Here is an 18928-nt window from a genome sequence, read left to right on the forward strand (position 1 = left end):
GCAAGTGGGATATCAGCCGTGGCGCAGTTCGTTTTCCGCCGCCACCTTGACGCCAGGCGTGGTGTCCGGATGGCCGGTCACCAGGCGGCCGTGCAGCAGGCGCTGCGCAGCTGAGCTGTCACCGCCGCCAGTGGCATGGCCCCAGGTCACCACTCGGCCGTCCGAAGTCAAAGCCGTGAACCCATTGCTGTTGGCGTAGATCGCCCGCACATTGTTCAACCCTGGTACCTGGGAGACATCGCCCCCTGAATCCGCGTGCCCCCAAGCCACCACGGCGCCATTGCTGCGTAGCGCAGCGAAACTCCAGGCACTGCCCACCACCTGGACGATGTCGCTCAGTTGCTGGATGGCGGCCGGCACTGTGCCGCCATTGTTCCTGTTGCCCCAGGCCACTACTTGCCCGCTGCGTCGGCGGGCGCAGAAGGCATGCCAGGTACTGGTCACCTCGACGATGTCGGTCATTAGCGCGATGTCCGCCGGTACGATGCCGCCATGGCTGTCTGGGCCCCAGGCCAGTACCTGGCTACCCGTGGTCAGCACCGCGAAGGCCCGGGCGGTGGCGCCTTCGAGTGTGGCGATATCCCGACGATTCTTGATCGCCTGCGTGATAACTCCGCCGTAGCCGGTGTTGCCCCAGACTTCCACGCTCATGTCGGCGCGCCGCACCACAAAGGCGGCGTAACTGCCTTTGACATGAATGTTGTCAGTACGGTTGGCGATGGCCGCAGGGATGGCGTCACCATTGCCGGATGCCCCCCAAGCGACCAGGGTACCGTCACGGCGCTTGGCAGCGAACGCCTGGCCCGCGCCGTAGACGTCGACGAAATCACGATTGTTCCTGACGTTATTGTTGAACGAAGCAACATTATGGCCCGTGCCCCAACCCACCAGGCTCCTATCGCTTTCACGGCAACCGACAAAGGCGGTCGAATTGCTGCGCAGGAAGCGGAATCTGGTGCTGTCCCCGTTAGGGTACGCATTACCCTCTGCGGCATTGCCCCAGGTGAGGATGGTTCGGTCGCTCAATATAGCCGCGCAGGCACTGCGGGTCGCACACAAGCCGACCACGTTGTTGGGCGAGCCGCCCGCCGGCCCACGCCCGCCCCAGCCCACCATGCCCCAGTAAGCCAGCGCAAAGCGCCCAGGCGTGCGGGGTTGATTCTCGATCAATGCGACGAATGCCGCCGTGCCGTTGACGTTCGTATCGTTACCGGTGCCGAACACATTGGCGGGGTTGAGCGCTATGGCATCGTCCTGGTTGCGCACCCGCAGCACCTTGTGCGGCTCCTTGTCTAGCCAGCTAGTGCCTGCGATCCAGGTGGTATCGCCCTGGTACTGCCATTCCACCAGGATCGGCCGTGGTTGCGCCTCGGCGCTGTACGCACTAAGCACCCGGGGCGAGCTCGAGGCCCGGTAGGTGGTAGCGTTGTAGCGGGCACCGAACACACGTATCGTGCCTTTGCTGAGTACTCGGCTGACGGTGTAGGGGTTAGACTCCGAAGGCCCCTCCGGCGCACCGGAATCACGGAACAACGTATAGGACAGCTCAATGTCCTGGTTGAGCCATTGCAGGATATCCCGCTTAGGCACGCGGCGTCGCAGTTGTCCGCCCGCTTCATGCGGTTCCACGGTCCACGCGTAATTCTTGCCGGTTCCATTCGAACCCATGACCCTCAGGGTGACCAGATCGCGGTTGCGCAACTGTGCCGCAGCGGCAATCAGCACCGTGGCGCCACCCGGTACAGTCTCCGATACATCCTCCGGTAAATCATCCGGGTTGAGCTTGCCGTTGACCGCCTCGACAAAGATCGGCAGTGGCAGCGTAGAGCCCTGCACCCGCAGCGTGATGGGGTCGGAATTTTGCTCACGGCCGCTGAGCCGGAACACGTTGTAATGCACCACCACATCACCGTTGTTGCTGGCCCTGACGAAGTCCGCCGGGATGGTGTGCTCCCGCGCCAGGCCTTGCTGGCCTTCGATGATGGTCTTCCCATGCACATGAACACTACCCGGATGCTGCCCGGCCCAGTTGATCTCCCACGCGTCGCCGAGCTCGAAGCCGACGGCGGCCACCATCCGCAGGGTGACCGATTGATTGGCCGCGACCGGTGCGTAGGGTTCGGGCCAGAGCTTACCATCGACGAGGATCTGCAGCGGGGGCAGTTTCTGGCTTGGGACTACCCCTATGTTCAGGGTCAGCGGTTCCGAGGTGCCAACCTCCACACCGCCCTCAAGAATCGTGTAGGTGATCTCCACTGTGGAGTTGTCGTTGGCAAGCAACTGCGCCTGGTCGATGTAGAAGTAGGCGGCCTCGCTCAGTTGCGGTTCTTGCACAAGGTCCTCGACCGCGCCTTGCCAGTTGGGCCAATTCAAGCGGATTCGCTTACCCGATGCCGGGTCGGCAAAGAAACTCACCTTAACTTCGATGGCCGCATGGTCCCGCGGATTGACATTGCCGTCGGCAAATACAGGCTCTGTTTCCGGTGCTGGCAAGTCATTCAACCCTCTACCGACCCCCACGAAGGTCGATTCAGACTCCAGCGGTACCGGCAGGCCAGCCCGCTCGACCTGATAGCTAAGCTGCAGGCTGCCGTGATCAAGCGGCGCGAGGTTCCCAGCGACAGGGACGATGAGCAGGAAGTCCTTGCCTACCTGTGCCGGCCGCACTTGGCGACGCTGGGTATAGAGCAGTTGGCTACCATCCGCCCGGGTCCCCTCCCAGCGCAATCTCACCCAATCGCCTGCCAGCAGGCCGACGGCAGCCTCGATAAGCACCGTGGCGGTCTCGCTGTCGGCCTCGACCCTGTCATCCTTGGCCTCGACCAGGATCGGCCTGGCCAACCCTCTGGCCTGGCCGATGAAGGAGACGAACGTGCGTTTGGAGAGAAAGGTCTCGCTGCCTCGGGTGACCTGGTAAAAGGCAATCCCGCTGCCCATCCCCAACGCCAGCAAACGCAGGTTGGGAATGGTGAACTTCAACACATCGCCAATGTGCTTGTCCTCGACCGTTTGTGCCGGGGGCTTAAACTCGAGTAGCTGCCCTGCCGCCGTCATGCCGCGCCAGACAAGCTGTACAACATCATCCAAGGCCAGTTCAAATGTATCGCCAAGTGTATTGACGATGATGGAAAGGTCTGCGGCAGCCAATTTGCCAAGGTCGATCACATCTCGTTGCGGGGGCCTTGGATCCGGGTTCCTGATCAAAGGCGCGCGCAATGAGCCATTGTCAAATTCAACCTTGATGAACGCACGCAGCGACCAATCGCTGGACTGGCGCTGGACCTCATCGGTGATTCGATAGCTGACAATCAGGTTGTCACTCTCACCAGCGTCCCGGATCACCGCCTTGCTTACCGTGATGACCAATGGCTTGCCGACTTCTGCCGGCAGAACCTCACGCTTGACAAATATACCGCCCCAACTCAACACGATGAGGTCGTAAGCCCGCATGTAGAGGTATGGCTTGAGGGTGACCTGGATATCCTGCTTACCCGTCACGCCCCCCGCAGGCACCGCTACCTGGGCTGGCTCCAAGCGGAAATGACCAGGCCTGTCGGGTTCAGGATCAACGCCCCCTGGCTCTACCATTCGGCTCAACACGTTCAAGCGCTTGCTCGATTCGGCGTTCGTCGAACCTAGGCGTTTGACGGTGTACCACAGTTCGGAGACCACCCCTTGAATCTGCTCCGGCGAAGGCGGGATACCGGACCGGACGAACCCCGGGACTTTCTCCGCCGCCACATACAGGAGGAAATGGGCGCCCGGCTGACCGGGATTCGGCGCTTGCCCGTCGGCAGGCGGCGCTGCGACAACGCCGCTGGCCACTTTCAGGTTGCGCCAGAACACATCGATGATATCCCCCATCGCCATGTTGACGTAGGCTTGCACGATGACTTCCAGGCCGGCGATGCCCGCCTTGACCATATGCCAGTTGACCCCGACATCCGCGCCTTCTGTCTTCAAGGGGTATATGTGACGAGGGATATAAAGGCGATCAAGGGTACCCGCATCATTGATCGACGGCGTGAAACGGCGCTTGTTGTAGGCGTCCAGCAGATCCTGCAGAGAATCCTCGCTGTCCTGCGCTGCGCTGATACCCGCCTGTGCATCATTAGCCATGCTCGAACTCCTATGCAAATGGGAGGTTGGGTCTACGGTCACCCGATTGAACGGCAGCCCATAGCGGCGGCACAACTGGTAATAATGCTAGGTCGCGCGCCATGGCCCAGGTGCTGGGGACAGACAGCGCACGCGCTTTGCGCTAGGCTTGCGGCTTTACCTCAAAGGAGCAATATCCATGGCCCGCGCCACTGCCCGCCACATCCTCGTCAGCAGCGAAGACAAGTGCAACGAACTCAAAGCGCAAATCGAAGCCGGTGCCGACTTCGCCGAAATCGCCAAGGCCAACTCCACCTGCCCGTCCAGCCGCCAGGGCGGCGACCTGGGTTCGTTCGGCCCGGGCCAGATGGTCAAGGAGTTCGACACCGTGGTCTTCAGCGCGCCGCTGAACGTCGTCCAGGGTCCGGTGAAGACCCAGTTCGGCTACCACCTGCTGGAAGTGACCAGCCGTCAGGACTAAGTCATCGCCGACGATGACCGCACCTGTAGGAGCGGATTCATCCGCGATAGCGCCGGGTCAGGCAATGTTGTTGCCTGGGAGGGCGCTATCGCGGATGAATCCGCTCCTACAGGGTCTCTTTTGGCTGATGTTGTCGTGCATGGCCAGCGCCGCCCCGACCCACGCGCTCACCGTCTACGGTGAGGCCCCCCGCTACCCCGAACGCTTCCCGCACTTCGCCTACGTCAACCCCGACGCCCCCAAGGGCGGCAGCCTGCGCCGCTCGGCCCTCGAGATCGGCCAGTTCGACCATGTCCTGCCCTACATCGACAAAGGCATCGGCGTCAGCCAGGTCGATGGCTGGCTGTACGCGCCCCTGGCGCTGCGTTCGCTCGACGAGCCCTACAGCGTCTATGGCCTGATCGCCCGGCGCATGGAGCGTGGCCCGGAGGATGCCTGGCTGCGTTTCGACATCGACCCGCGCGCCACCTTCGCCGATGGCAAGCCGGTGCGCGCCGAGGACGTGCGCTTCACCTTCGAGCTGCTGATGAGCAAGGGCAGCCTCAAGTACCGCACCCAATTCGCCGACGTGGCCGGAGTGATGGTCGAGGGCCCGTTGCGCGTGCGCTTTGACTTGAAGCAGCCCCACGGCCGCACCCTGCCGCTCGACCTCGCCAGCCTGCCGGTACTGCCCGAGCACGACTGGCAAGAGCGCGACTTCGCCAACGGCGCGGGCTTCGACAAGCCGGTGGGCAGCGGCCCCTACCGCATCGAGCGGATCGACAACGGCCGCAGCATCACCTTCGCCCGCGACCCGAACTGGTGGGCCAGGGACCTGCCGGCCACCCGTGGCCTGTACAACTTCGAGCACCTGCGCATCGAGTACTTCGGCGACACCGAGGTGGCGCGGCAGGTGCTCAAGGGCGGCGGCTACGACTACAACCGCGAGTTCTCCGCCACCGCCTACACCCTCGGCTACAACGGCGCGGCGCTGGACGACGGGCGCCTGCAACGCGCCCAGCTCGGCCCGGCCAAGCCCCAGGTTGCCCAGGGCTTCGTGTTCAACCTGGACCAGCCGCAGTTCAAGGACCGCCGCGTGCGCCAGGCCCTGGCCCTGCTCTGGGACTTCGAATGGAGCAACCGGCAGATGATGCGCAACCTGTACATCCGCCAGCAGAGCCTGTTCTCCAACACCCCGCTGGCGGCCCGCGCGCTGCCCGACGCGGACGAGCTCAAGCTGCTCGAACCGCTGCGCGGCCAGGTGCCGAAGGAAGTGTTCGACCAGGTGTTCACGGCACCGGTCACCGACGGCTCGGGCCTCATCCGCCCGCAACAGTTGCAGGCTCTCGCCCTGCTTCAGGCAGCAGGCTGGCACCCGGATGGCGACCGCCTGGTCAACGCCCAGGGCGAACCGCTGAGCTTCACCTTCCTCAACGGCCAGTCGGGCATGGAGCGCCTGCTGCTGCCATGGAAGCGCAACCTGGCACAGATCGGCATCGAGCTGAATATCCGCAACGTCGACTCGGCGCAGTACGTCAACCGGCTGATGGCCCGCGACTATGACATGATCGTCGCCGGCTACCCGGTGACCCTGTCGCCGGGCAGCGAGCTGTACAACTACTTCGGTTCGGCGGCGGCCAACGACCCGGGGTCGAACAACCAGATGGTGCTCAAGGACCCGGCCGTGGACCACCTGATCGATGGGCTGGTACGCGCCAACACCCAGGCCGACATGCTGCGCCACGCCCATGCCCTGGACCGGGTGCTGCAATGGAACTGCTACTGGATCCCCAACTACTACCCACCCGGCAGCTCCACCGTGTGGTGGAACCGCTTCGGCCGGCCCAAGGTGCAGGCCACCTATGACGAAGGCCTGGACACCTGGTGGGAAGTCAGCCCCACGGCGCTGACCAACCGGCAGATGGACGCGCTGCGGAACACCTCACCATGACCGCCTATATCCTGCGCCGCCTGCTGCTGATCATCCCCACGCTGCTGGCGATCCTGCTGGTCAACTTCGCCATCGTCCAGGCCGCCCCCGGCGGCCCGGTGGAGCAGGCGGTGGCACGCCTGCAAGGGCTTGGCGGCGGCGCGCCCGGCGCGCGGGTCGAGGCCGTGCACAGCGAGTCCCGCGCTACCCGCGGCCTGGACCCGAAGCTGATCGAAGAGATCAAGCGCCAGTACGGTTTCGACAAGTCCGCCCCCGAGCGCCTGTGGCTGATGCTCGGCCAATATGCGCGGCTGGACTTCGGCCAGAGTTTCTTTCGCGGCGCCAAGGTCACCGACCTGATCCTCGAGAAGCTGCCGGTGACCTTGTCGCTGGGCTTCTGGGCGACGCTGATCACCTACCTGGTGTCGATCCCGCTGGGCATCCGCAAGGCGGTGCGCCATGGCAGCCGCTTCGACGCCTGGAGCAGCGCGCTGATCGTGATCGGCTACGCCCTGCCCTCGTTCCTGTTCGCCCTGCTGCTGATCGTGCTGTTCGCCGGCGGCACCTCGCTGAACTGGTTCCCGGTGCGCGGGCTGGTGTCGGACGACTTCGACCAGCTCAGCCTGCTGGGCAAGCTCGCCGACTACTTCTGGCACCTGGTGCTGCCAGTGGGCGCCCTGGTGATCGGCGGCTTCGCCACCCTGACCCTGCTGACCAAGAACGCCTTCCTCGACGAGATCGCCCGCCAGTACGTGGTCACCGCCCGGGCCAAGGGCCTGAGCGAGCGCCGGGTGCTGTACGGCCATGTGCTGCGCAACGCCATGCTGCTGGTGGTGGCCGGCCTGCCCCAGGCGTTGATCACGGTGTTCTTCGCCGGTTCCCTGCTGATCGAGGTGATCTTCTCCCTCGACGGCCTCGGGCGCATGAGCTACGAGGCGGCGGTGTCGCGGGACTACCCGGTGGTGTTCGGCACGCTGTTCATCTTCACCCTGGCCGGGTTGCTGATCCGCCTGGTCGGCGACCTGTGCTATACCGCGCTCGACCCGCGCATCGATTTCGACGCGAGGGCGCACTGATGCTCTCCCCCATTTCCCTGCGCCGCCTGCGGCGCTTTCGCGCCAATCGCCGGGGCTGGGTTTCGCTGTGGCTGTTCACCGGCCTTCTGCTGCTGAGCCTGGGCGCCGAACTGGTGGCCAACGACAAGCCCCTGCTGCTTGCCTACCAGGGCGAGTTGTACACCCCCGCGCTCAAGCGCTACACCGAGCAGCAGTTCGGCGGCCAGTTGCCGTTCCAGCCCGACTACCGCAGCCAGTACGTGCGCCAGCTGATCGAGGGCCAGTGTGGCTGGATGCTGTTCGCGCCGATCCCGTTCAGCGCCGACACCCCCAACTACGACTTGCAGGTGCCGACCCCGAGCCCACCCAGCGCGAGCAACTGGCTGGGCACCGACGACCAGGGCCGTGATGTGCTGGCCCGGGTGCTGTACGGCACCCGGGTGTCGCTGCTGTTCGCCTTCGCCCTGACCGTGCTCAGCGTGCTGATCGGCGTGACCGCCGGCGCCCTGCAGGGTTACCACGGCGGCTGGGTCGACCTGCTCGGGCAACGTTTGCTGGAAGTGTGGTCAGGGTTGCCGGTGCTGTACCTGCTGATCATCCTGTCCGGTTTCGTCGAGCCGGATTTCTGGTGGCTGCTGGGGATCATGGCGCTGTTCTCGTGGCTCGCCCTGGTCGATGTGGTGCGCGCCGAGTTTCTCCGCGGGCGCAACCTTGAGTACGTGAAAGCCGCGCGGGCACTGGGCTTGCCGGACACCCAGGTGATGCTACGGCACATCTTGCCCAACGCCATGAACGCGACGCTGACCTATATCCCCTTCATGCTCACCGGGGCGATCACCACCCTCACCGCGCTGGACTTCCTCGGTTTCGGCATGCCGGCCGGCAGTGCCTCGCTGGGCGAGCTGGTGACCCAGGGCAAGCAGCACCTGGAAGCGCCGTGGCTGGGCTTTACCGCGTTCTTTGCCCTGGCGCTGATCCTGTCGTTGCTGGTATTCATCGGCGATGCGCTGCGCGAGGCGTTCGATCCACGAAGGTAAGTCGCCTGCACTGGCCCTTTCGCCGGCAAAGCCGGCTCCTACAGAGGATCGCATCAACCTGTAGGAGCCGGCTTTGCCGGCGAAAGGGCCGGCCAGGGCGACACAAAAAGGTATACCCATGCACGACAACCTCAAGGACTACCCCCAGGTCCGCCAACTGGCGATCCGCTCGTTGTTCGAGATCATCGAGCAATCCAGCGAGGGCACGGTGATCGTCGACCGCCAGGCGCGCATCGTCTGGATGAACGAGCGCTACGCCCGGCGCTTCGGCCTGGCCGACGCCGCCAGCGCCATCGGCCAGCCCTGCGAGGCGGTGATCCCCGGTAGCCTGATGCGCGAAGTGGTGAACAACGGCAAGCCCATCCTGCTGGACATGCTCGACACCCCCAACGAACCGCTGGTGGTGATGCGCCTGCCGATCCACGACGACCAGGATAAATTGATCGGCGCCATCGGTTTCGCCTTGTTCGATGAGCTGCGTAGCCTGTCGCCGTTGCTCAAGCGCTATTCGAGCATGCAGCAGGAACTGGCCTCGACCCGCTCGCAACTGCGCGCCCGCCAGGCCCGCTACAGCTTCGCCCAGTTCGTCGGCAGCAGCGCCGCGTGCCTCGAAGCCAAGCGCCTCGCACGCCGTGGCGCGGGCAGCGACTCGCCGCTGCTGCTGCTCGGCGAGACCGGCACCGGCAAGGAGCTGCTGGCCCACGCCATCCACGCCGCTTCGGCTCGAGCACACAAGGCCTTCGTCAGCATCAACAGCGCGGCGATCCCCGAGACCCTGCTCGAAGCCGAGTTCTTCGGCACCGCCCCCGGCGCCTTCACCGGCGCCGAGCGCAAGGGCCGCAGCGGCAAGTTGCAGCTGGCCGAAGGCGGCACGCTGTTCCTCGACGAGATCGGCGACATGCCCCTGGCGTTGCAGAGCAAGCTGCTGCGGGTGCTGCAGGAAAAAGAGTACGAACCGGTGGGCTCCAACCAGATGCTGCGCAGCGACGTACGCATCATCGCCGCCACCTCCATCGACCTGCAGGCGGCCATGGCCCGTGGCACGTTCAGGGCCGACCTGTACTACCGGTTGAATGTGCTGCCGATCGACGTGCCGCCATTGCGTGAACGGCTGGAAGACCTGCCGGCGCTGTGCGAGGCGATCCTCGCCGAGCTGGGCAGCCAGTACGAGCTGGATGCCGAGGCCCAGGCGCTGCTGGGGCGGCATGCCTGGCCGGGGAACATTCGTGAGCTACGCAACGTGCTGGAACGGGCGACGTTGCTGGCGGACCAGCCGCGCCTGGGGGTGCCGGAGCTGACGAGTGCATTGGGGCCGTTGAGCCCGGTGGCGATCGCGGCCGACCCTCTGGACTATCGTGAGGCCTGTGCACGGTTCGAGCGTGGGTTGCTCGTGGATGCCTTGGCGCGGCATGCGGGGAATGTGCCGGAGGCCGCGCAAGCGTTGGGGTTGGGGCGGTCGACGTTGTACAAGAAGATGGTGGCGCTGGGAATTTAGTCTCAATAGTGAGATTTTTATTTCTATTTTGAGATTTTTACCTTGAGAGCTGCAGGGCGTTTGAAATCGAGCGCCGCCCAAGCGGCGTATCGCGGATGAATCCGCTCCTACAGATGCCCGAAAAGCCATGGTAATCCGCGCGACGCGGGCAACCATTCCCTCACAGGTGCGGCACGTTGCAACAAACGTAGGAGCGGATTTATCCGCGATGCGCCGCGCGGGCGGCGCTCGATCTTGAAAGCGCAGCAAAGCTACCGCCAGGCCAAAAAGTCTCAAGTTCGAGACAATATTTGTTTAAACGTCAATATCACCCAATAAAATCAACAACTTAACAATTGGCACGATTCCCGCTATCTCCCCCGGCAACCATAAAAACAATACCCTGGAGACCCTCGATGACCGTGCTCATCGCCCTGGCTGCCCTCGCCCTGCTGATGCTCGCCGCCTACCGTGGCTACAGCGTCATCCTGTTCGCCCCCATCGCCGCCCTCGGCGCCGTGCTGCTCACCGACCCCGCCGCCGTGGCCCCCGCGTTCACCGGGGTGTTCATGGAGAAGATGGTCGGCTTCATCAAGCTGTACTTCCCGGTGTTCCTGCTCGGCGCCGTGTTCGGCAAGCTGATCGAATTGTCCGGCTTCTCGCGCTCGATCGTCGCCGCCGCCATCCGTCTGCTCGGCACCCGCCAGGCCATGCTGGTGATCGTGCTGGTCTGCGCCCTGCTCACCTACGGCGGCGTGTCGCTGTTCGTGGTGGTGTTCGCCGTCTACCCGTTCGCCGCCGAGATGTTCCGCCAGAGCGACATCCCCAAGCGCCTGATCCCGGCGACCATCGCCCTGGGCGCGTTCTCCTTCACCATGGACGCCCTGCCCGGCACCCCGCAGATCCAGAACATCATCCCCAGCACCTTCTTCAACACCACCGCCTGGGCCGCGCCCTGGCTGGGGCTGATCGGCACGCTGTTCGTGTTCTGCACCGGCATGCTCTACCTGCAGCGCCAGCGCAACAAGGCCCTGCGCCGCGGTGAAGGCTACGGCAGCACCCTGCGCAACGAACCGGAAACCGCTGACGACATTGCCCTGCCCAACCCCTGGCTGGCCCTGGCGCCATTGATCCTGGTGGGGGTGATGAACCTGCTGTTCACCCACTGGATCCCGCAGTGGTACGGCGCCAGCCACACCCTGCAATTGCCGGGCATGGCCGCGCCGGTGCAGAGCGACGTGGCCAAGCTCACGGCAATCTGGGCGGTGCAGGCGGCGCTGCTGGTGGGCATCCTGCTGGTGCTGGTGTGCGCCTTCGGCACTATTCGGCAGCGCCTGGCCGAAGGCACCAAAAGCGCGGTAAGCGGTGCCTTGCTGGCGGCGATGAACACGGCTTCGGAGTATGGCTTCGGCGCCGTGATCGCCTCGCTTCCAGGCTTCCTGGTACTGGCCGACGCCCTGCGCGGCATCCCCAACCCGCTGGTCAACGAAGCCATCACCGTGACCCTGCTGGCCGGCATCACCGGCTCTGCCTCCGGCGGCATGAGCATCGCCCTCGCCGCCATGAGCGACAGCTTCATCGCCGCCGCCAACGCCGCGCACATTCCCCTCGAAGTGCTGCACCGGGTCGCGGCCATGGCCAGCGGCGGCATGGACACCCTGCCGCACAACGGCGCGGTGATCACCCTGCTGGCGGTGACCGGGCTGACCCACCGTGAGGCGTACAAGGATATTTTCGGTATTACCCTGATCAAGACCCTGGCCGTGTTCGTGGTCATCGCCACGTTCTACGCCACCGGCATCGTATGAAGGAGAACGGCATGACGCTCAAAGGCAAGACCGCACTGGTCACCGGTTCCACCAGCGGCATCGGGCTGGGCATCGCCCAGGTACTGGCCGAGGCCGGCGCGAACATCCTGCTCAACGGCTTTGGCGACCCGGCACCGGCCATCGCCGAGATCGCCCGCCACGGCGTGAAAGTCGCCCATCACCCCGCCGACCTGTCCGACGTGGCGCAGATCGAGCAGCTGTTCGCCCTGGCCGAGCGCGAGTTCGGCACGCTGGACATCCTGGTCAACAATGCGGGCATCCAGCACGTGGCGCCGGTCGAGCAATTTCCGGTCGAGGCTTGGGACAAGATCATCGCCCTCAACCTGTCGGCAGTGTTCCATGGCAGCCGCCTGGCACTGCCGGGCATGCGCGCACGCGGTTGGGGGCGCATCGTCAACATCGCCTCGGTGCACGGTTTGGTGGGGTCGACCGGCAAGGCCGCCTATGTGGCCGCCAAGCACGGTGTGATCGGCCTGACCAAGGTGATCGGGCTGGAGACGGCCACCAGCAACGTCACCTGCAACGCCATCTGCCCAGGCTGGGTGCTGACCCCGCTGGTGCAGAAGCAGATCGACGATCGTGCGTCCGAGAGTGGCGACCCGCTGCAGGCGCAGCACGACCTGCTGGCCGAGAAGCAGCCTTCACTGGCCTTCGTGACGCCCCGCCACCTCGGTGAACTGGTATTGTTCCTGTGCAGCGAGGCCGGCAGCCAGGTCCGCGGCGCTGCCTGGAACGTCGATGGTGGCTGGCTCGCCCAGTGAGGGTGGGCCGTGCGGCTTGATCCCCTATGCAGCGGAGGTTCCCATGAACGATGTACTCTGGCGCCCCAGTATGTCCCGGATCGAAGCCAGCCGGATGGACGCCTTCCGCCGCCGGGTCAACCTGCGCTTCAACCTCCAGCTGGACGACTACGCGGCCCTGCACCGCTGGAGTATCGAGCACCGTCCACAGTTCTGGCAGACCCTCAGCGAGTACTTCCACGTCCGTTGGCACAAACCGCACACCCACGTGCTGGAAGAAGGCCCACGCATGGCCGATGCCCGCTGGTTCACCGACGCCACCCTCAACTTCGCCGAACACGTGTTGCAACGGCGTGATGATCGCCCCGCAGTGATCGCGGTGCGCGAAGATGGCAGCCGTCGCCAGCTCACTCACAACGAACTTGCCAGCCAGGTTGCGGGCTTGCAGCGCGCGTTCCGGCAAGCCGGCATCCAGCCCGGCGACCGCATTGCCGCCGTGATGCCCAACACCTGGGAAACCCTGGTGGCCATGCTCGCCACCACCAGCCTGGGCGCGGTCTGGTCAAGCTGCTCGCCCGAGTTCGGCACCCACGGCATCATCGACCGCTTCGGCCAGATCGCCCCACGCTTGCTGATCGTCTGCGCCGGTTGCGAGTACGCGGGGAAAGCGCTCGACCTGGTGGAGAAGATCAACCAGGTCACCGAGCAATTACCGAGCCTGGAAACAGTGCTCGTCGTGCCCTACACACGCTCTCATACCCGGGCAGACGAGTTTACCCACGCTAACGCCAGGCTATGGGACGACTTCTACAAACCCGGTGGCGCACCGACCTTCACCGCACTGCCCTTCGACCACCCGCTGTACATCCTCTACTCCAGCGGCACCACCGGCGTGCCCAAGTGCATTGTCCACCGCGCTGGTGGCGTGCTGCTGCAACACCTCAAGGAGCACGGCCTGCACAACGATCTCAAGGCCGACGACGTGCTGTTCTACTACACCACCTGCGGTTGGATGATGTGGAACTGGCTAGTGAGCGGGCTGGCGGTCGGGGCCACCGTGGTGTTGTATGACGGTTCCCCCTTCCACCCCGGCCCCGAGCGGCTGCTCGACCTGATTGACGCCGAAGGCATCCACGCCTTCGGCACCAGCGCCAAGTACCTGGCGGCGCTGGAGCAGGCCGGGGTGGAGCCTGCGAAGTCCCATCGCCTCGACAGCCTGCGCCTGCTGCTCAGCACCGGTTCGCCGTTGTCGCCGCACAGCTACGACTATGTGTACACCCGGGTGAAACCCGATGTGTGCCTGGCGTCCATGTCCGGCGGTACGGATATCGTCGCCTGCTTCGTGGCGGGCAATCCTCTGCTGCCGGTACGCCGTGGCGAAATCGCCGGCAAGGCGCTGGGCATGGCGGTCGAAGTGTGGAACGCGCACGGCAAGCCGGTGATCGGCGAGAAAGGCGAGCTGGTCTGTACCCAACCGTTCCCGTCGATGCCACTGGGGTTCTGGGGGGATGCCGATGGCAGTCGCTACCACGATGCCTATTTCAGCCAGTTCGAAAACGTCTGGTGCCAGGGTGACTACGCCGAGGAGTATCCCGGCGGCGGCCTGGTGATCCATGGCCGCTCGGATGCCGTGCTCAACCCCGGCGGGGTGCGCATCGGCACGGCGGAAATCTACCGCCAGGTGGAAAAGGTCGAGGAGGTAGTGGAAAGCGTGGCCATCGGCCAGGACTGGGGCAACGACGTGCGCGTGGTGCTGTTCGTGCGCCTGCGCGAGGGCCTGCAACTGGACGACGCCCTGCGCCAGCACATCCGCCAGGTGATCCGCCAGTACGCCACGCCGCGCCATGTGCCCAGCGTGATCGCCCAGGTCACCGACATCCCGCGCACCCTCAGCGGCAAACTGGTGGAACTGGCGATCCGCAACGTGGTGCACGGCCTGCCGGTGAAGAACACCGATGCCCTGGCCAACCCCGAGGCGCTGGAGCAGTTCCGTGACCGCCCGGAGCTCAAGCTGTAGGAGCGGCTTCAGCCGCGATGCAGGCACCGCGGTGCCTGGCACCCGCCTCGCGGGTGATCGCGGCTGAAGCCGCTCCTACAGAGAGGCCATCGTCAGGCATAATGGCGGCCTCCATCTGCCGTCCGAAGTACAGGTACCTCGCCATGAAAGCCCAAGCCCGCCACATCCTGGTCAAGACCGCTGACGAAGCCGAGAAGCTCAAGCAGCGCATCGCCAACGGCGAGGCCTTCGACGTGCTGGCGAAAAAGTTCTCCACCTGCCCCTCCGGCAAGCGCGGCGGCGACCTGGGCGAAGTGCGCCCGGGCCAGTTGGTCGGCGCCATCGACCAGGTGATCTTCAAGAAACCCCTGCGCGTGGTGCACGGGCCGATCAAGAGCAAGTTCGGCTATCACCTGGTGCAGACGTTCTACCGCGACTGATCGCAGCGGATCACCTGGTATTTCTGCCAGTTGCCCGGCAACGGTTATTTACTTAAAACACAGGCAGTTCCGAATGGACACGGAGACCTGCCAATGCGTTATCTGCGCCTGCTTGCGCCTATCACTCTGGCCCTGCTCACACTGCCACTGCTCGTTCATTCCCAGGACCTCAAGGTTTCACCGGGCGATAACCTGGGTGAGGTGGTGCAGACCGTGGCCATCGACGACTTCACCATGACCGGCGGCACCGTCCAGTCCCTCGACCAGCGCGATGGCCACGATACGTTCAAGATGACCGACGGACATATTGTCGGTGTCTTCAAAAATGGTGACTTGGCCTATTTCGAGGGCGGCACGATTGGAGAGGTGGACCTCAATCAAGCGAACAACGAGTTCATCATGTCCCAGGACACGGCCGTCAAAACGCGCATCGAAGGCGACCTGCTGAGTGACCGTGGCAACGACACGTTTACCCTCCGTGGCGGCAGCATCGGCGGCCGGGTCTTCACCGGTTCGGGCGAGGACCGGGTAACCGTCAGCGGCCTCGGCAGCAAAACCCAGGTCAAGCGCCTCGACGGTGGCGCCGGCAATGACAGCCTGGTCTTCCAAGGCAGCCAGGTCAGCATAGGCGCCTACTACATCAACTGGGAGACGATCAGGCTCAACGACAACAGCCATCTGCGCCTCGATGACACCCTGACCCTGGGTGACGCAACCAGCGCCACCGGGCTTCTGGCCATCGATACCGGCAGTTCGCTGTCCTCACGCCAAGGCACGGTGACGGCGTTCACCGCAGGCCAGAAAGCAACAGTAAGCAACGCAGGGTTGATTGACCTGAGCACTGGCAACGATGCCCAAGGGCGCCTCACCCTGAACGGTGACTACCTTGGCGACAACGGCACGCTAAAACTCAAAAGCGTGCTGGCAGGTGACGACGCGGCCTCCGACCGACTGATAGTGAGCTTGGGCAACCTGTCCGGCAGCACCAACCTGCAAGTCGCCAATTTCGGCGGCGTGGGCGCAGCCACGGTTCACAACGGTATCCAGGTGGTGGAGGCCCGCGAAGGCGCCACCAGCAGCGACACGGCATTCGTCCAGACCCAGACGCTTTCAGCGGGGGCCTACGACTATCGCCTGTTCAAAGGTGGCGTGACCGCTGGCAGCGAGAACAGCTGGTACTTGCGCTCCACCCTGGTGGCGCCACCGGCACCCAATGCGGGTGAGCCCGCCATTCCCGTCCCGGTCGCCGCGCCAGCCCCAGGCCAGACCGCGCTACCCTCGCTGTCGCCAGGCCAGAACCTGCCTTTGTATCGCCCCGAGGTACCGGTCTATGCCACGGCCGCCCGAGGCGCCGCGATCATCGCTCGACAGGCACTGGGTACCTTCCACCAACGCCAGGGTGACCAACGCTTGCTCGCCGGCAATGGCGCGCTGCCCGCAAGCTGGGGCCAAGCCTACGGTGGCAATCTGCGCCAACAGTGGAGCGGCACGGTCAGCCCGAGCCTGGATGGCAACCTGTATGGATTCAAGGTGGGCCAGGACCTGTATGCCCAGGCCAGCGACAGCGGCTATCGACAGCACATGGGCCTGTACCTCGGCCACAGCCGGCTGGATGCCGACGTCAAGGGGTTCGCCCTGGCGGTGAAGGATCGCCGTGTCGGCGACCTGAAGCTCGATGGCGACAGTGTCGGCGCCTACTGGACCCTGGTCGGGCCACAGCGCTGGTACCTCGATAGTGTGCTGCAGTACACCCGCCTCGACGGCCGCGCCCGCTCCGAGCGGGGCGACAAGCTCGATATCGAAGGCCATGCCTGGACGGCCTCGGTCGAAACGGGCTACCCCATCGCCTTGTCGCAGCATTGGACGCTGGAGCCCCAAGCCCAGTTGATTGCCCAGAAGACCGCGCTGGACAGTGCCAGCGACAGCGTTTCACGCGTCAGCCACGACGCCCAGGTCGAATTGACCGGTCGCCTGGGCGTACGCCTGGAGGGTGCTTTCGAGCAATTGGCTGCGCGCCTGCTGCAACCCTATGTCCAACTCGACCTGTGGCATGGGGACGGTGGCCGCGACACCCTGACTTTCGATCGTGCGGACAAGATCAAGACCGACTATCGCTACACATCTCTGCAGTTTGAAGCCGGCCTGGTGGCCCAGCTCAGCAATGCCCTGAGCGTGCACGGCGGCGTGTGGTACAGCGGCAATCTCGACAGCCGCCAGCAGGAAGCCAGCGGTATGAACCTGGGGGTACGCTGGCAGTTCTAACGACGGGCAGCCAACAACCCCAGCCCTGCGGCGCCCAGTAACGAAGCGCTGACCCGGTTGAACACCCGGCGCGGCCCGGGGCGCTCGAACCAACGCTGCAAGTAGGCGCCCAACCCGGCGTAGATGGCGATGGCCGCCCACTCCAGCAGCAGGAACAGCACGCCCAGTTGCAGGAACTGTTCGCTGACTGGCGTGGCACCGCCTACGGTGACGAACTGCGGCAGGAAGGCGGTGAAGATCAGGATCGCCTTCGGATTGCCGGCCGCCACCCAGAACTCCTGGCGCGCCAGCTTCCACGTCCCTCGCGGCTGCTCCCCCGTCACCTGCGCCTCGCCCACCGGCGCTCGCCACAGCTGCCAGGCAATGTAGAACAGGTAACCCGCGCCCAGCACCTTGATCGCCAGGAACAGGTACTCGCTGGTATGCAACACCACCGCCAGGCCCATGGCGGCCAGGGCGATCATGCCGCTGAACGCCAGCAGGCGCCCGCCACCGGCCACGCAGGCGGTGCGCAGGCCATAGCGGCTGGCGTTGTGCAGCGACAGCAGGTTGTTCGGCCCGGGGGCCATGTTCAGGGCAAAGCAGGCAGGGATGAACAGCAACAGGCTCGACAGGTCCATTCTTCTTCTCCTTCAAGGACCACGCAGCGTCGCGCCCGGCCAGTGCTTGCGTCAAGCACAGTCACACGGCAAATGGCCGCAACAGTCGCCAGCGATTACACTGCTGCCGTCTTCGGATACCCCTGGCCCTTGCCATGCCTTCTTCGAGCAGTGAAATCTGGCACGACCCGGCCCTGCCCCATGTCGAGAGCCGACGCGCCTGCCACAGCCGCGCCTGCTACAAGGCCCACAGCCATCCGACCTTTTCCATCGGCGCGGTGGATGCTGGTTTCAGCCGCTTTACCGGCGCGGGAGAAGGTGAAGCGCGCCTTACGCCCGGCACCCTGGTGCTGGTCCCGGCGCAGCGGGTGCATGCCTGCAACCCAGAACCTGGCCAGGCCTGGAGCTACCAGATGCTGCACCTGGACGCCGACTGGCTGCGCGACCTGCGCCTGGAGTCCGGGATCGCCGCCGGCGAGCCTGGGGCACTGGCGCGGATCAGTCGTTCGCGGGTGCTGTATCGGCAGTTCTGCGCGCTCAATGCACTGCTGTTTTCACCCGTCACGCCAATCGAAAAGGACGCGGCGTTGGTGACGTTCATCGGCGACCACGACTTCTCCGGACATCCTGCGTTGCAGCCAGCCCCGCCGCTACCGCCCTCGATCCTGCAGGAGTTGATCGCACGTGTCGATGACAACGACCTGGCGACTTTGAGCCTTGACCGCCTGGCACAACAGGCGCGGTTGGGGCGTTATCAACTGATCCGCGCATTCAACGCCGCGACCGGCATGACACCCCACGCCTACCTGCTCAATGCGCGGGTGAACAAGGCGCGCCAGCTGTTGCGCCAGGGGCATGGGTTGGCGGAGGTCGCCTATCGACTGGGCTTCGCCGACCAGAGTCATTTTCAAAGGGTGTTCAAGGCCCACGCGGGTGTGACACCCGGCACCTACCGCCGCGCCCACGGGTAGGAGCCAGCCTTGCTGGCGAACGCAAGGCGCAGCCTTG

13 protein-coding genes are annotated in these 18928 nt (G+C 64.8%); 11 read left to right on the top strand and 2 right to left on the bottom strand.

Annotation, left to right across the window (positions count from 1 at the left end; all coding sequences use genetic code 11):
- Positions 1–12: 12 nt before the first annotated feature.
- Positions 13–4119: an RCC1 domain-containing protein gene (locus P5705_RS10360; protein WP_277460746.1), complete on the bottom strand. Its 4107-nt coding sequence runs from the start codon at positions 4117–4119 to the stop codon at positions 13–15.
- Positions 4120–4297: 178 nt separating this feature from the next.
- Here P5705_RS10360 and P5705_RS10365 point away from each other — a divergent pair, with 178 nt between their 5' ends.
- The 10 genes from P5705_RS10365 (at position 4298) to P5705_RS10410 (ending at position 17321) form a co-directional block, all read left to right on the top strand.
- A complete protein-coding gene (locus tag P5705_RS10365) occupies positions 4298–4579 on the top strand; it encodes a peptidylprolyl isomerase (RefSeq protein WP_240065740.1) in 282 nt (93 codons plus the stop codon).
- A 13-nt stretch (positions 4580–4592) separates the two neighbouring features.
- Positions 4593–6509, top strand: coding sequence for an extracellular solute-binding protein (locus P5705_RS10370; protein ID WP_431196938.1), 1917 nt, complete (start codon positions 4593–4595; stop codon positions 6507–6509).
- A complete protein-coding gene (locus P5705_RS10375) occupies positions 6506–7564 on the top strand; it encodes a microcin C ABC transporter permease YejB (RefSeq protein WP_277460749.1) in 1059 nt (352 codons plus the stop codon). The genes P5705_RS10370 and P5705_RS10375 overlap by 4 nt, the downstream gene beginning before the upstream one ends.
- The gene (locus P5705_RS10380) at positions 7564–8580 is read left to right on the top strand and encodes an ABC transporter permease (protein ID WP_277460750.1); all 1017 of its coding nucleotides are present in this window, start codon (positions 7564–7566) and stop codon (positions 8578–8580) included. Before P5705_RS10375 ends, P5705_RS10380 begins: the two co-directional genes overlap by 1 nt.
- A 118-nt stretch (positions 8581–8698) precedes the next feature.
- Positions 8699–10075, top strand: a complete 1377-nt coding sequence (locus P5705_RS10385; RefSeq protein ID WP_277460751.1) for a sigma-54 interaction domain-containing protein — start codon at positions 8699–8701, stop codon at positions 10073–10075.
- 395 nt (positions 10076–10470) lie between these two features.
- On the top strand, positions 10471–11862 hold the full coding sequence (locus tag P5705_RS10390) for a GntP family permease (RefSeq protein ID WP_277460752.1): 1392 nt from the start codon (positions 10471–10473) through the stop codon (positions 11860–11862).
- Between the two features lie 11 nt (positions 11863–11873).
- On the top strand, positions 11874–12644 hold the full coding sequence (gene hbdH, locus P5705_RS10395; RefSeq protein ID WP_277460753.1) for a 3-hydroxybutyrate dehydrogenase: 771 nt from the start codon (positions 11874–11876) through the stop codon (positions 12642–12644).
- Positions 12645–12687: 43 nt separating this feature from the next.
- Positions 12688–14640, top strand: coding sequence for an acetoacetate--CoA ligase (locus P5705_RS10400; RefSeq protein WP_277460754.1), 1953 nt, complete (start codon positions 12688–12690; stop codon positions 14638–14640).
- A 143-nt stretch (positions 14641–14783) separates the two neighbouring features.
- Positions 14784–15059, top strand: coding sequence for a peptidylprolyl isomerase (locus tag P5705_RS10405; RefSeq protein ID WP_008095636.1), 276 nt, complete (start codon positions 14784–14786; stop codon positions 15057–15059).
- 93 nt (positions 15060–15152) lie between these two features.
- A complete protein-coding gene (locus tag P5705_RS10410; RefSeq protein ID WP_277460757.1) occupies positions 15153–17321 on the top strand; it encodes an autotransporter outer membrane beta-barrel domain-containing protein in 2169 nt (722 codons plus the stop codon).
- Here P5705_RS10410 and P5705_RS10415 read toward each other — a convergent pair.
- Positions 17318–17941 (bottom strand): LysE family translocator, encoded by a 624-nt coding sequence (locus tag P5705_RS10415; RefSeq protein WP_277460758.1) that lies wholly within the window; start codon positions 17939–17941, stop codon positions 17318–17320. The two genes, P5705_RS10410 and P5705_RS10415, sit on opposite strands and share 4 nt — an antisense overlap.
- Positions 17942–18075: 134 nt before the next feature.
- On the opposite strand from P5705_RS10415, the gene P5705_RS10420 reads away from it, so the two are divergent.
- The gene (locus P5705_RS10420) at positions 18076–18891 is read left to right on the top strand and encodes an AraC family transcriptional regulator (RefSeq protein WP_277460760.1); all 816 of its coding nucleotides are present in this window, start codon (positions 18076–18078) and stop codon (positions 18889–18891) included.
- Positions 18892–18928: the final 37 nt, after the last annotated feature.

Source organism: Pseudomonas entomophila (assembly GCF_029478665.1).
GTDB lineage: Bacteria > Pseudomonadota > Gammaproteobacteria > Pseudomonadales > Pseudomonadaceae > Aquipseudomonas > Aquipseudomonas entomophila_F.